This is a genomic window from Curtobacterium sp. PhB136, assembly GCF_004346855.1.
GTDB lineage: Bacteria > Actinomycetota > Actinomycetes > Actinomycetales > Microbacteriaceae > Curtobacterium.
Genome location: NZ_SMGH01000008.1, coordinates 373,983 through 387,700 on the forward strand (window position 1 = coordinate 373,983; position 13,718 = coordinate 387,700).

The window sequence follows — 13,718 nt, forward strand, 5'->3', positions numbered from 1 at the left end:
TGCGGGAAACCGCCGCGAACCCGCAGAGGGGGTCGGATCGCCTTGTCCGCCCCGGAACGGCGCGGTTAGCGTCGCTTCCATGGCCATCTCCCCCGCCGCTCCCGCGTGCATCGTCCTCGCCCACGAGGACCCCCAGCACGTGCGCCGGCTCGTCGAGGCGCTCGACCCGTTCCCGGTGTTCCTGCACTGCGACGCGCGCACCCCGGAGTCGGTCTTCCGCGCGATGACCGACGGCCTGCCCGCTCGTGTCCGCGTGCTCCCCCGCATCCGCACCGGATGGGCGAAGTGGGAGAACGTCGAGGCCGAGGTGTCCGGGTACCGGGCCGCCCTCGCCGAGACGGACGCCTCGCACGTGGCGGTCCTGACCGGCAGCGACTACCCGCTCGCGAACGCCGCCGAGATCTCCGGCCTGCTCGAGGCGCACCGCGAGGACTCCTTCGTGGCCGTGCACGAGCTGCCGTGGGCAGAGTGGGGGCGCGACGGCGGGATGGGCCGGATGCGGTTCCGGCACTGGGCGTGGCGGAAGCACATGCTGCGGCTGCCGATCCCGCGTCGGGTCCCCCGTGACGTGGTGTTCGCCGGTGGGTCGCAGATGAAGGTCCTCGCGCGGCACCACGCGGCCGTGGTCGTCGACGTCGTGGACACCCGTCCGGACCTCGTCCGGTTCTGGCAGCGCTCCTGGATCGCGGACGAGACCTTCGTGCCGTCGGTGCTGAGCACCCCGGGTCTGACCCCGGGCTTCGCCGACGAGCACGTGCCCCACGCGCTGTGGTTCATCGGGTGGGACGGCACGGCGATGAAGAGCCCGCCGTGGCTGACCACGCCGGACGCCGGGCAGCTGCTCGAGCGTCGGACGACCTCGGACGTGGAGCTGCCGCACGTGTTCGCGCGGAAGTTCTCCACGGACCGGAGCTCGGACCTGCTCGACATCGTCGACGGGGCCTTCGGGCTGCGCGAGGGTGCACGGGCGACGGCGGCAGCGGCGGTGGTCGCACCGTGACGCTCCCTCCCCAGACCCGGCGCGAGGCGAGGGCAGCACGCGAAGCCGCCGCCGGGCTCGACGCACCGGTCGTCGACCAGTCCGTCTCGGAGGCTCCTGTCGCTCCGGTGCCCGAGTCCCTCGACACCGGGGCGGTGGCGGTCCGCAAGGGCTCCTCGGTCCTGTTCGGCCGCGGTCTGCTCTACGTCGTCGTCTGGTCGATGCAGCTCGTCGTCTCGTCGCTGATCTCCCCGGTGCTCGCGCACCTGATGCCGCCGTCGGAGTTCGGCGTGCTGGCGTCGGCGATCGCGCTGTACCAGGCGCTCGTCGTCCTCGCGGTCGTCGGCATCGACCAGGCGACGGTGCTGCAGCGCGCGGAGGACGGTGACGACCGGAAGGCCAGGGGCCTGATCGCGGTCGGCATGGTCACGGCGAGCATCGTAACCGTCCTCGCCCTCACGACGATCCCGGTGTGGGGCGACGCCGCCGGCTTCATCGGCAACCACCCGCTCCTCCTCGTCGCGGTGCTCTGGACCGGGCCGGCGGCGATCGTGCAGATCTCGCTCGCGCTCCTCGTCGCGCAGGACCGCATCAAGGTGTTCGCGCTGACGAGCCTGCTGTCCTCGATCGGCGGGTCGATCATCGGCCTCGGGCTCCTCACGCTCGTGCACGCCGACGCCGTCACCTACGCCTGGGGCGGTGTCGTCGCGCAGGTCGTGGCGATGGTCATCGGCATCGCGGCGACCCGACCGCGGCTGTCCGGGCTCGTCGACACGAAGACCATGGCGCGGGCGTTCAAGCTCGGCATCCCGATCACGCTCGGCAACCTGTCCTACTTCGTGCTGAACGTCGGCGACCGGCTCGTCGTGCAGCGGCTGCTCGGTCCGGACGAGGTCGCCCGCTACCAGATCGCCTACGTCGTCGGCTCGGCGGTCATCCTGCTGCTGACGTTCACGAACTCCGCCTGGGCGCCGCACTTCGCCGCGCTCCGTGACGCCGTCGCCCGCCGGCAGCTCGCGATGCACTCCCGCGACGAGCTGTACCGGATGCTCGCGCCCGTCCTCCTCGCGGTGACGCTCGTCTCCCCCGTCGCGCTGCCGATCCTCGCGCCGGCGTCGTACCGCGTCCACGAGCTCACCGTCGTGGTGTTCATCGTCGCGATCACGGCGTTCCCGGTCGTCGCCAGCGGCGCCACCGGCCGGCTGCTCCTGGTCGAGCGCCGCGGTGTCGCCGTCGGTGTGATCGCCGCGATCGCCGGTGCCGTGAACATCGGCGCGAACCTGGTGTTCGTCCCGCTGCTCGGCATCGCCGGCGCCGCCGTGGCCACCGTGATCGCGTACCTCGTGCTCGCCGCACTGCAGCAGATGGCGCTGCCGGACCGCCGCGAGTGGCGCGGCCCGGGGCTCCGGATCATCCTGACCGTCACCGCCACGCTGCTCGTGGCGACCGCGTCGGTCTTCGTCCCGCAGGACGCCCTCTGGAACTGGATCCGCATCGCCGGCGTCCTGGCGTGCCTGCCCTGGTTCTTCCGTCGGCTCCGTGCCGCACGAGGGAGTGTGTGAGTCCGTGTCACCGAACAGCACGACGGCGACGAAGCCGGACCCCGTCGATGGTCGACGTCTGCGCATCGGCGTGGTGACGAACGGCCTCGCGATCACCGGGGGCGTCGAACGGTGCGTCCTCGAGGACACCCGTGAGCTCGTCGCCGCCGGCCACGACGTCACCCTCTGGCACCGTCCGGAGGAACCCGGCCGCGCCGAGGACGGTCAGGCGCCGTTCGAGCGCATGGGCGTCCGGCTCGTCGACGCCACCGACTACCGCTTCGGCGTCCGGACGGCGCTCCGCGACGGCCTCCGGTTCGCGCGCGAGGGGCTGCGCATCCGCCGCTCCCGGCTCGACGTCCTCTGGCTGAACCGGCCGGAGTTCCTGCCGTTCGGCCGGGTCGCGTCGATCGTGTCCGGCGTCCCGCTCGCGGTGCACCTGCACCACGCCCCGAACTACCGCCGCCTCGCACCGATCGCGGGCGGCCGCACCCGGTACTTCGCCGTCTCGCACGCGATGGCGCGTGCATGGGCGGCCGTCGGCGTGCCGGTCGACCGGATCACCATCGTCCCGAACGGGGTCGACACGACGGCGTTCCCGCCGCCGACGCCTGCCGAGGTCCGCAGCACCCGCGCGACGCTCGGCATCGACGACGCCACCCCGACGGTGCTCTACTACGGTCGGCTCACGCGGGCGAAGGGCGTCCTGGCCCTCCTGGAGGCCTGGGGGCGCGTCCTGACGACCGCTGCGGCCCGGCTGCCGGTCACCGTGCCCCCCGTGGCCGGTTCCGCACGTCGGTCGCCGCTCCTGGTGCTCGCCGGGGCGCTGCCACCCGAGGACGCCGACGACGTCCGACGCGCGATCGCTGCGCTCCCCGACGGTTCGGTCCTCGTGCTGCCCGAGCGGGACGACGTCGTGCCGCTCCTGCACGCGGCGGACATCGTCGTGGCCCCGTCCATCGAACCGGAGGGCTTCGGCCGCGTGGTCGTCGAGGCGATGTCCGCGGGGCGACCCGTCGTCGCGGCGGCGTCCGGGGGCACCGGGGAGATCCTCTCCGGGGAGTGGGCGCGGTTCACGGTCGACCCGACCGACACCGAGGCGCTGGCACGCAAGGTCCTCGACACGCTCGACGAGGCCGTGCTCGACCCGTCGCTCGGCGACCGGTGCCGCGCCTGGGTGCGGGACCGCTACGGGCGTGGCCCGCACGTCCGGTCGCTGCTGCGTGCCCTGGGCTCGCTCGCCGACCGCTGACCGGCCCCGTGCGGTCCGGTCCGGCGCGCCGGGCGGGTCCGCTTCGTGGCAGGGCCGGCGTACCGGGCGCTCCCCGAGCCTCCCGTCCGGGTGCGACGTGACCGTCTGCCAGCCGGACCGTGACCCGTCTGCCAGCCGGACCGTGACCCGTCTGCCAGCCGGACCGTGACCCGTTTGCTAGCCGGACGTGGTGGGGACGTCGATCGTGATCCAGTCGACCAGGAGTGAGCCCTCGGCGTCCGCCGGCGGCGCGCCGTCGTTCGAACCGGCCTGCACGACGAGGTGCATGCGGGCGGTGGGGATGTCCTCCGTGGTCGTGCCGACGAGCGCGCCGTCGATCCGGAACGACATCCGCGACGCGGTCCACTCGATCGTGTACGTGTGCCAGTGCTCGAGCGACGCCGCGGTCTCCTGGTGGACGCACTTCTCGGCGGGGTCCGCGAGGCAGTGCACGTTGAGCCACGCCGGCGCACCGAGGGCGCCCTCGGGGAAGTCGACCTCGCCGTCCGACCACTTGTTCGCGTCGCTCCAGAGCAGCACCGCGACCCCGTAGCCGTCCACCGGGTCGCTCTTCATCCGGATGCTGTAGCGGCCGGAGGTCTGGCCACCCCACTGCCCGTCGACCAGGGGGACGATACCGCCGGCGAGCGGGGTGCCCCCGGCGGTGGTGCGCAGGTGCATGTCGAGCATGCCGTCGTGCGTGCTCAGCACCGAGGACTGGTAGCGCCCGGTCCCAGCGGTGTCCGCGAAGCCGTGGTAGACGGAGAACCGGTCGGCGTAGTCCGCCTCGAAGCTGCCGGACGGACTGGTCGTGTCGAAGTCCTCCGAGAAGACCCGGTTCCAGCCGTCGCCGTCACTCGTCGGCATGGACGCTCCGCTCGGGTTCGTGCCGTCGCCCTGCAGCGCGGTCGTGGACGCGACGAGGACCCCGGCGGCGAGCACCAGGGTCCCGACCAGCGCGGCGGTCCGTCGTCCGTGCCACCGCCGGTGGCCGGCGCCGTGTCGGGGCACGCCGAGCCCGTGCGCCGGGGCGGCACCGTGCGAGGCCGACGCCTCCGCCGCGAGGGGCGGGGCGTCGGCCTGCAGCGGACTCACCGGTGTGCCACCGGAGGGTGCTCCGGCTCACGAGGAGGCATGCCGGAGCCCTGCCGCGGTGAGCTCGTACATCGCCGTCGTGCCGGAGGACCACACCACGTGCCAGTACGGCGACGAGGCCATGGCCTTCGCGAGCTGCTGGTAGTCGGCGTCGCTCTGGTACCCGTAACGCTCGTCGTACGCGCCGAACGGCTCCGCCACGAGGGCGTAGTACTTCGTCGCGGTCCAGTTGTTCACGAGCTCGCTGGTGATGTCGCCGACGTCGGTCGTCGCGTCGTACGTGCCGGTCGGGTCCGGGTAGGCCCCGAGCGCCTCACGCGAGAGGTAGCCGACGTCGAAGTACCGGGCACCGGTGTTGCTCGGGACGGCGTTGCCCGATCCGGTCAGGAGCAGCACGGAGCCCTTCGGTGCGGTCGCGTCGTAGAGCTGGGTGGCCTCGGACTGGCTGCGGGTCATCACGCGGTTCCAGTCGAGCGAGGTCTGCCCGAACGCCCCGATCGCGACCAGCGCGGCGATCCCGGCGGCGGCGACGGTGTACTTGACGGCCGTCGGGCGCATCACCCGGCCGACGAGTCCACCGACCCAGGCCAGGCGCCCGGCGGGCATCGGCACGGCCGCGGCGAGGATCGCGATCCACGGCGTCGCGAACAGCACGACGCGGAAGATGCCCTCCTGGCCGTAGTTCGTGGCGACGAGGAGCGAGATCGGGCTCGCCGCCGCCGCGAGGAGACCCCAGTGCACGCGGTCCCGGCGGAGGAGCACGGTGATCAGCGCGAGCAGCCCGAGCACGACGAGCGCCGCTGCCGGGATGTCGAACGCCAGCCGGGTGACGAGCGGCTTCGGCAGGACCGTGAGGTCGTGCGTCGGGGGCTGCACGTTGTCGAGCACCTTGCCGACCGCCGCGAGCGAGAGGAAGCGCCCGAGGACGTCCCCGTTCAGCGCGGCGAACACGATCGCCGGGACGAGCACCACGACCGGGAGCCACCACGGGCGGACCAGGCGGAACACGATGAGCGCCACGAGGGCGGCCACGGTCAGGTACGGGGAGATCTGGTGCGTGACCACGAGCACGATGCCGATCGCGGTGATCGCGATGATCCGGGACAGCCCGACCTTCCGGGCCCGCGGCTTGGCGGCAGCGCCGTTCGTGTCGGCCGTGTTCCCGGCGGTGGTGACCGCCTTGCGGAGCGGGCCGGTCGCGAGCACCAGGATGACGATCGACATCAGGATGCCGGTCGACTGCGGCGAGAAGTACGTCGTGTTGAGCGAGCCGGTCGCCGCGGTGAGGAACGCCGCGATCCACGGACGCCGGTTCCCGGGGAGCCAGTGCGACGCGAGGACGCCGACGGCGATCGTCGTGCTGAACGCCAGGAGGACCGGCACCCACGCGGCGATGGTCATCGCGTTCACGATCCCGCCGACGTCGGCGACCCAGGCACCACCGGCGAACAGGCCGGACCAGGTCTGGAAGATGTCCGACGACGGGTTCGTGCCGCCGTTCTGCCGGATGTACTCCAGGACGCCGATGTGCCGAGCGGCCGCCATCACGGTCGGGACGCCGTACGTGATTGCCTGGGCGAGCTGGATGACACCACCGAGCACGACGACCGGCACGGCGAGCCCACGGCCGCGCACGAGCGCCACGACCGCGGCGGCCACGACGATCGCGAGCCCGATCACGAGTCCCGGGCCGAGCGACCCGAAGAGCCCGGCGGGGACCGGGTCGCCGATGTGCGTGAGCGCGGCGACGACCACGACGACGAGGCCGAGGAGCGACCCCGCGGTGACCGTGGCGGTCGTGCTCCAACGGGCCCGCACGGGGCGGTCCCGGCGGACGAGACCCGCACGGCGCAGGTCCGCGACGTCCCGGGGCACCGCGATCGCCACGGCAGCAGCGGTCAGCACGACCACGCCGACGAACGGCACCGCGGGGACCCAGAGGTGGAAGGTCGCCATCGTGTACCCGATGGCGATCGTGCCGGCGAGCGACCCGGTGACAGCGAGCACGGCGAACCGGGCGAGGGGCATCGGGCGGACCAGCAGCAGCGGTGCGACGCCGAGCAGGGCGAAGAGGAAGACCCCGATCGCACTCCCCCGCAGGGCGGGCAGGCCGAGGACGCTGCCGACCGCCGCGAGGACGAGCGACAGGACGACGATGCCCGCGGCGACCAGGCGGGCGGCGGGACCCATCGCGTCGGACGCCACCGGACGTGCGGCACCGGCCGTCTCGAGCCCGCGCTGGAGCTCGTGACGCCCGTGCGCCGTCCGGTCGATGGTGCCGGCGCCACCGAGGCGCTCACGCGCGGCGAGGAACGGCGCCGTCAGTGCCGAGCGTCGCTCGACGCCACGGAGGCGACGCTTCGTCGCGACGAAGGCCTCGTCGACGGCGTCGAGCGGGTGCGCGTCGTGCTCCCCGTCGACGTCCGTCGCGTGGTCGCCCTGCTCGAGTCCGAGGCGGGCGAAGGCGCTGAGGGCCTCGGGCGCGACGTCGACCGACGCGGTGAACGTCTCCCGGTCGAAGGCGTTCTTGGTCATCCAGGCTCCGAGTCCGTGGCCGTGCGCGGCGGCGGCGGCGCGGAGCGACGCGACGTCGTCGGCCGTTCGCTGCCACGCGATCGCGGCGGGTTCGACGGCGATCGCGGCACCCGCGAACAGCAGTCGTGTGAAGAGGTCGAGGTCGTCGCCGGCACCCACGCGGGTCCCCGGACCGAACGCGGTGTCGAACCCGCCGATCCGGAGCGCGGTGGCGCGGTGCACGGCGAGGTTGGCGCCGGTGCCGTAGGCGGACGCGGCGAAGGGGTGCATCGGGAGGTCGTCCCGGTCGTCGTCGAGGCGGATCACCCGGCGGCGGACCGTGCGGGCGGCCGGGGTGCGGTCGTCGCGCCAGCGCTGCGCCGGCGTGCGGAGCTCGACGCTCGGCACGAGTCCGGTCACGCACGCGACGTCGGCGTCCGCGGCGAACGCGGTGCCGATGGCGCGGAGCCACCCGGCGTCCACGACGGCGCCCTCGTCGACGAAGGCGACGACGTCGCCGGTGGCGGCGAGGAGTCCCGCGTTCCGGGCAGCGGCGAGACCGCCGGCCGGTGCCGGGATGGTCCGCACGCGGCGGCCCTCGATGACGACGTCGGCGACGTCGGCGACGTCCGCGGCGGGCGCTTCGCCGGCAGCGGTGTCGGTGTCGGCCCCGGCGGCGGCACGTGCGCCACGGGACACCACGACGACGTCGAAGTCGTCGTACGCGACGGCGAGCACCGAACGCATCGTCTGGTCGGCGGCACCGTCCGTGCAGAGCACGACGGTGACGGACGGCAGCACCTGGTCTGCTGCCGGCCGGACCGTCGGCGCCGGCATCGGCCGGATCGCGCGCTGGAGGGTGCGGACGTCGATCGTCGCGCCGATGCGCCGGCGCTCCGTGACGTCCGCCTCGACGAACCCGAGGGGCTCGCCGTGGTCACGGACGAGGAGCCGCGCACGGCGGTACCCCTCGGCGCCCTCGAGCGCGATGACGTCGCGGTGGCTGGACGCGTGCACGTCCGCACGGTCGACCTCGCCGACCCACAGGGCGCCGTCCCACGTGGGGAACAGCGGACCCGTGACGATCGGCGAGACGACCATCGCCAGGGTGGCGCGGGTCACGGCGCACCCACCGGCTGCGGGGCGGGGACCGGAGCGGGCGCGGAGACGACAACGCCGCCGAACAGCCGACCGACGGCGTACCCGGTGACCGTCGAGGCGACCGACAGCGCGATGGCGAACGCACGGCGTCCCCCACCACGGCCGATGCCGCCGAGTTCGCGGAGCAGCGCGCCCGGGAGCACCTTCGTCAGGTACGTGGACTCGCTCGCGAGCGAGTCACCCGTGCCCACACGACGGCTCAGGACGGCCTTCGAGATGCCCTCGTAGTAGCTCCGACGACGGACGTACCGCATCTCGACGCGGTCCGGGGAGACCCGGTGCGACACGTTCGAGCGCGGCTCGTAGCGGATCCGGGACGCGGGACGGGCCTGCGCGATCCGGATGCAGAGCTCCGTCTCCTCGCAGCCGAGCGGCTGGTTGCCGACGCGACCGATCCCGGACCGGAACCCGCCGGCGCCGAGCAGCACGTCGCGACGGAAGGCCATGCTCGACCCGATCACGTTGCGGACGTCACCGGGGGCCGTCGGCAGTCCGGCGTAGCTGCAGCCGACGATCCAGAGCAGCTCGTCCGGGTACGGTCCCGCGCCGGTGGCGGTCGGCCACGACGGGGTCGCCCGGCCGCCGACACCGACGACGTCGGGCAGCTCGAGCGCTGCGACGAGGTGCTCCAGCCAGTCGTCGTCCGCCGTGGCGTCGTCGTCGAGGAAGGCCACGACGTCGGCGTCCGTGAGGGCGACACCGGTGTTCCGTGCGCCGGAGAGGCCGCGGTCCTCGGTGTTCTCCACGACCCGGAGCTCGGGCCAGCGGGCCTTCGCCCGGAGGAAGAGCTCGGGCTCGTGGTCGATCACGACGACGACCTCGGTGGTGTCCGGCTGGCGCTTCGCCGACTCGACGGAGTCCTGCAGGTCTCCCCAGCGCTGCTGCGTGTACGCGCAGATGACGACGGCGACCGTCGGGGTGCTCACGCCGCTTCCTCGTCGAGGGCCGGCACGGCGGTCGGCACGACGCGGGTCGGGACGGGAGCCAGGCGGGCACGGGCCTGCGCGTCGGCGGCGCGACGACGCTCGTGCATGATCGACTTCAGCACCCGGATGCCGTCGGTGATCGCGTTGAGGTTGCTGGTGCCGTGGACGCGGAGCTTCTCGTGGCTCGGGACCTCGGTGATCGCCAGTTCCGCGGCGGACCAGCGGCAGGTCAGGACCGTCTCGATCTCGAACCCGTCGCCCCACAGCATCGAGCCGTCGGTCGGCTGCGGGAGCGTCGAGGAGAGCAGCCCGATCTTCGGCAGGGCGTCGGCCCAGAAGGCGTTGTAGCCGTAGCAGAGGTCGCTGTAGCGCGTCCCGAGGAGCACGTTGCAGATCAGGTTCAGGCCACGGTTGCCGAGGCTGCGGACGATCGTGATGTCGTCGCTGCCACCGCCGAGCGCGTACCGGGTGCCCTTGGCGACGTCCGCGCCGGCGACGAGTGCGTCGACGAAGCGCGGGATCTCGTCCGGGTCCGCGGAGCAGTCGGCGTCGAACATGACGACGACGTCGCCGGTGACGGCCTCGAACCCGCAGGCGAGGGCGTTGCCCTTGCCCTTGCGGGTCTGCTGCACGACCTTGACGGAGGGCATCAGCCGCTGCGCCGTCGCGATGGTGTCGTCGACCGAGTTGCCGTCGACGAGGATCACCTCGTACACGGGCGGGAGCTTCGGGAGGATGATCTCCAGGTTCCTCGCTTCGTTCCGAGCGGGGATGACGACCGAGACGCGCGGGTCTCGGGGCCGGATCGTGCTGGCGGACATGGTGCTCCTGTCGGGTTCAGGGCTGCAAGTGGGTGAGTTCGCCGGAATGGCGAACGGTCGTCCGCAGGGTACGGAGGACGGGACGCGGGTACGTCGGCTTCGCTGCCCGGCGGTGAGGGTGCACCGCCGTTCCCCTCGACAGCGGGGGTACACCGCTTCCTGGGGATTCCCACCCTCGCTGGGCGCGGGTGCGCGGTCAATGCGATGTGCGGTCAGTTGCGGGCCGCCGACCGTGGATACGGAAACCCGCAATCGCGCGTCCGGTGCCCGCGGGACCGGCGCGGGTCGCGTCGCTCGCGGCGTCACCGCGCACCGGCACGGGTCGCGTCCGCCACGGCGTCACCATGTACCGGACGGGAGGCTCGGGGCGGCGCCGCCCCGAGCCTCCCGTCCGCCGTGTGGCCGGGCCCACCGCCGGGCGCGAGCCGCACGCCGGGCGCCGGGCGCCGGGCACCGGGCACCGGGCGCCGGGCGCCGGGCGCCGGGCGCCGGGCGCCGGGCGCCGGGCCGGACACCGGGCGTGAGATCGCACTTCGTGTCGGCTCCCTGGGGCGGAGGCGACGAGCAGTGCGATCTCAGCGGGCTCGGCGTGGCGCGCGCGGGCGGAGCGGGCCCGCGCGGCGCGTCGCGGGGCGCGCCTGGGCGCACGAAGAAGGCCCCCGGGATCTCCCGGGGGCCTGTCTCATGAGTGCTGGGGTACCTGGACTCGAACCAAGAACGACGGTACCAGAAACCGCTGTGTTGCCAATTACACCATACCCCAAAAGGCCTGCTGGCCTTCCGTCCCCGTTGTCCGGGGCACGGTCATCTACTGTACAGCATCCCGGAGGTCCACAAGACCACCGACGAGGTCCCGGTGCACCGCGGCGGCGGTCATCGCCCCGTGCCCGGCGGCAACGATGAGCTGCTCGGGCCCCGGCGGCGTGACGTCGCCCACGGCGTAGATCCCGGGGACACTCGTCCGCCCCACGCGGTCGACGACGACGAGCCCCTCGGCGTCGCGCTCGAGCGGCGCCCCCACCCAGTCGAGGTCCACGTGCCACGTCGGCCGGACGAACCCGCCCGTGCGCGGCTCCACGTGCCCGTCCGCGAGGCGGACGCCGGTCATCCCGGTGCGGTCCCCCTCGAGGTCGGCCAGCGGGCGCTCGTCGACGCGGACGCCGGCGGCCGTGAGGCGGGACCGCCCCGACTCGTCGAGCGGAGCGACCCCGTTCGTGTAGACGATGAGGTCGTCCGCCCAGGACGCGACGAGGAGCGCGCGGTCGACGACGTCGGGCGTCTCGCAGACGAAGGCGAGCGGCTCACCGGCCTTCTCGTAGCCGTCGCACTCCACGCAGCTGTGCACCGCCGTGCCGTAGAAGGCGCGGAGCGAGGGCAGGGCGGGGAACTCCTCGCGGAGCCCGGTGGCGATGACCACCGCACGTGCGGTGCCCTCGACCTCGGTCCCCCGCCACGCGCCGTGCACCCGGAAGCCGTCGTCCTCGGGCGTCACCGCGTCGACGAGGGCCTGCGCGACCGTCGCCTCCGGGTACTGCTCGACCTCGGCGCGGCCGAGCTTCCTGAGCTCCAGGGGCGAGATGCCGTCACGGGTGAGGAACCCGTGCGACGCGAGCGTCGCGGCGTTGCGCGGACGGTTCGCATCGAGCAGCAGCACGGTGCGCTTCGCCCGGACCAGGTTCAACGCGGCGCTCAGCCCGGCCGGGCCGGCGCCGACGACCGCGACGTCGTACTGCGCCCCGGCGTGCTCCTGGGTGTCCTTCGTCATCGGGGCGGTCAGCGAGCCGCGAGGCTGCGGAGGCGTGCCAGCGTCGAGTCCTTGCCGAGGATCTCCACCGACTCGAACAGCGGCGGGCTGATGCGGCGACCGGAGACCGCGACGCGGAGCGGACCGAACGCGACCCGGGGCTTCAGGCCGAGACCGTCGATGAGCGCCGCGCGCAGCGCACCCTCGATCGCCTCGGTGCGCCAGTCGTCGAGCTGCTCGAGCGCGGCGATGCCGGCGGTGAGGACCTCGGTCGGGTCGCCCTTGAGGCTCGCGAGCGCGTCGTCCTCGACCACCAGGTCGGCGTCCGCGGTGAACAGGAACCCGAGCATCCCGGGGGCTTCGCTGAGCAGCTGCATGCGCTCCTGCACGAGCGGCGCCGCGAGCTCGAGCACGTGCTCCTGCTCGGGGGTCGCCGGGTCGGCGATGAAGTCGGTCAGGTAGGGCTTCAGCCGTCCACGGAAGTCGGCGGGCTCGAGGAGCCGGATGTGGTCCCCGTTGATCGCCTCGGCCTTCTTGTGGTCGAACCGGGCCGGGTTCGGGTTGACGTCCACCACGTCGAAGGCCTGCACCATCTCGTCGATGGAGAACACGTCGCGGTCCGGGCCGATCGACCAACCGAGGAGCGCCAGGTAGTTGATGAGCCCCTCGGGGATCATGCCGGCGGCGCGGTGGTGGAACAGGTTCGACTCGGGGTCGCGCTTGGAGAGCTTCTTGTTGCCCTCCCCCATCACGAACGGCAGGTGGCCGAACAGCGGGATGAACTCGGTCAGGCCGATCTCGAACAGCGCCTCGTACAGGGCGATCTGCCGCGGGGTGGACGACAGCAGGTCCTCGCCGCGGAGCACGTGGGTGATCCCCATGAGTGCGTCATCGACCGGGTTCGTGAACGTGTAGAGCGGCTTGCCGTTCGGGCGCACCACGACGAAGTCCGGGAAGGTGCCCTGCTTGAAGGTGATCTCCCCACGGACGAGGTCCTGGAAGCTGAGGTCGCGGTCCGGCACACGGAGGCGGAGCGCGGGCGCACGACCCTGGTCACGGAAGGCCTGACGCTCGTCCTCGGTCAGGTCGCGCTCGTGGTTGTCGTAGCCCTGCTTCGGGTCACGGCCGGCGGCGATGTTCCGCGCCTCCATCTCCTCGGGCGTGACGAAGGACTCGTACACGTGCCCGGAGGCCTGCAGCTTCGCGACGACGTCCGCGTAGACGCCCGACCGCTCCGACTGCCGGTACGGGCCGTGCGGGCCACCGACCTCGACGCCCTCGTCCCAGTCGAGGTTCAGCCAGCGCAGCGCCTCGATGATCTGCGCGTACGACTCCTCGCTGTCCCGGGCGGCGTCGGTGTCCTCGATGCGGAACACGAGCTTGCCGCCGGTGTGCCGGGCGTAGGCCCAGTTGAAGAGCGCCGTCCGGACGAGCCCCACGTGGGGCGTGCCCGTCGGGGACGGGCAGAAACGAACACGGACGTCGGAACCGGTGGCGGTGGTGAATGGCGCAGTCATGACGCACCGATCCTACCGTGGCGCCCCGGTGCGGATCGGCCCCGGAACGCAGAAAACCCCTGGCCAGTGGCCAGGGGTTCCCTGTTCTTGCAACGTTGAGTCCGGCGGCGTCCTACTCTCCCACAAGGTCCCCCTTGCAGTACCATCGGCGCTGAGAGGCTTAGCTTC

The 13,718-nt window shown here is 73.0% G+C and carries 9 protein-coding genes and 1 tRNA gene; 3 read left to right on the forward strand and 7 right to left on the reverse strand.

Features of this window, described 5'->3' with window-relative positions:
- Positions 1-79 precede the first annotated feature (79 nt).
- From EDF27_RS15665 to EDF27_RS15675, 3 genes are read left to right on the forward strand one after another with little or no spacing between them, the layout of a single operon-like run.
- On the forward strand, positions 80-1,000 hold the full coding sequence (locus EDF27_RS15665) for a beta-1,6-N-acetylglucosaminyltransferase (RefSeq protein WP_132049804.1): 921 nt from the start codon (positions 80-82) through the stop codon (positions 998-1,000).
- On the forward strand, positions 997-2,541 hold the full coding sequence (locus tag EDF27_RS15670) for an oligosaccharide flippase family protein (protein ID WP_123653780.1): 1,545 nt from the start codon (positions 997-999) through the stop codon (positions 2,539-2,541). Before EDF27_RS15665 ends, EDF27_RS15670 begins: the two co-directional genes overlap by 4 nt.
- 4 nt (positions 2,542-2,545) lie before the next feature.
- On the forward strand, positions 2,546-3,772 hold the full coding sequence (locus EDF27_RS15675) for a glycosyltransferase family 4 protein (RefSeq protein WP_165931527.1): 1,227 nt from the start codon (positions 2,546-2,548) through the stop codon (positions 3,770-3,772).
- Positions 3,773-3,949: 177 nt separating this feature from the next.
- On the opposite strand, the gene EDF27_RS15680 is transcribed toward EDF27_RS15675, so the two are convergent.
- From EDF27_RS15680 to gltX, 7 genes are all read right to left on the reverse strand, one after another.
- Positions 3,950-4,867, reverse strand: a complete 918-nt coding sequence (locus EDF27_RS15680) for a glycoside hydrolase family 16 protein (RefSeq protein ID WP_132049808.1) — start codon at positions 4,865-4,867, stop codon at positions 3,950-3,952.
- Between the two features lie 27 nt (positions 4,868-4,894).
- On the reverse strand, positions 4,895-8,503 hold the full coding sequence (locus EDF27_RS15685) for a glycosyltransferase (protein ID WP_132049810.1): 3,609 nt from the start codon (positions 8,501-8,503) through the stop codon (positions 4,895-4,897).
- A complete protein-coding gene (locus tag EDF27_RS15690) occupies positions 8,500-9,468 on the reverse strand; it encodes a glycosyltransferase family 2 protein (RefSeq protein ID WP_123653784.1) in 969 nt (322 codons plus the stop codon). Before EDF27_RS15690 ends, EDF27_RS15685 begins: the two co-directional genes overlap by 4 nt.
- Positions 9,465-10,289, reverse strand: coding sequence for a glycosyltransferase family 2 protein (locus EDF27_RS15695; protein ID WP_123653785.1), 825 nt, complete (start codon positions 10,287-10,289; stop codon positions 9,465-9,467). Before EDF27_RS15695 ends, EDF27_RS15690 begins: the two co-directional genes overlap by 4 nt.
- A gap of 691 nt (positions 10,290-10,980) precedes the next feature.
- Positions 10,981-11,052 (reverse strand) — tRNA-Gln (locus EDF27_RS15705).
- 45 nt (positions 11,053-11,097) lie between these two features.
- A complete protein-coding gene (locus tag EDF27_RS15710) occupies positions 11,098-12,054 on the reverse strand; it encodes an NAD(P)/FAD-dependent oxidoreductase (protein WP_123704780.1) in 957 nt (318 codons plus the stop codon).
- 8 nt (positions 12,055-12,062) lie between these two features.
- Positions 12,063-13,550 carry a glutamate--tRNA ligase gene (gene gltX / locus EDF27_RS15715; protein WP_132049814.1) on the reverse strand — a complete coding sequence of 496 codons (1,488 nt, stop codon included), beginning with the start codon at positions 13,548-13,550 and terminating at the stop codon, positions 12,063-12,065.
- Positions 13,551-13,718 lie beyond the last annotated feature (168 nt).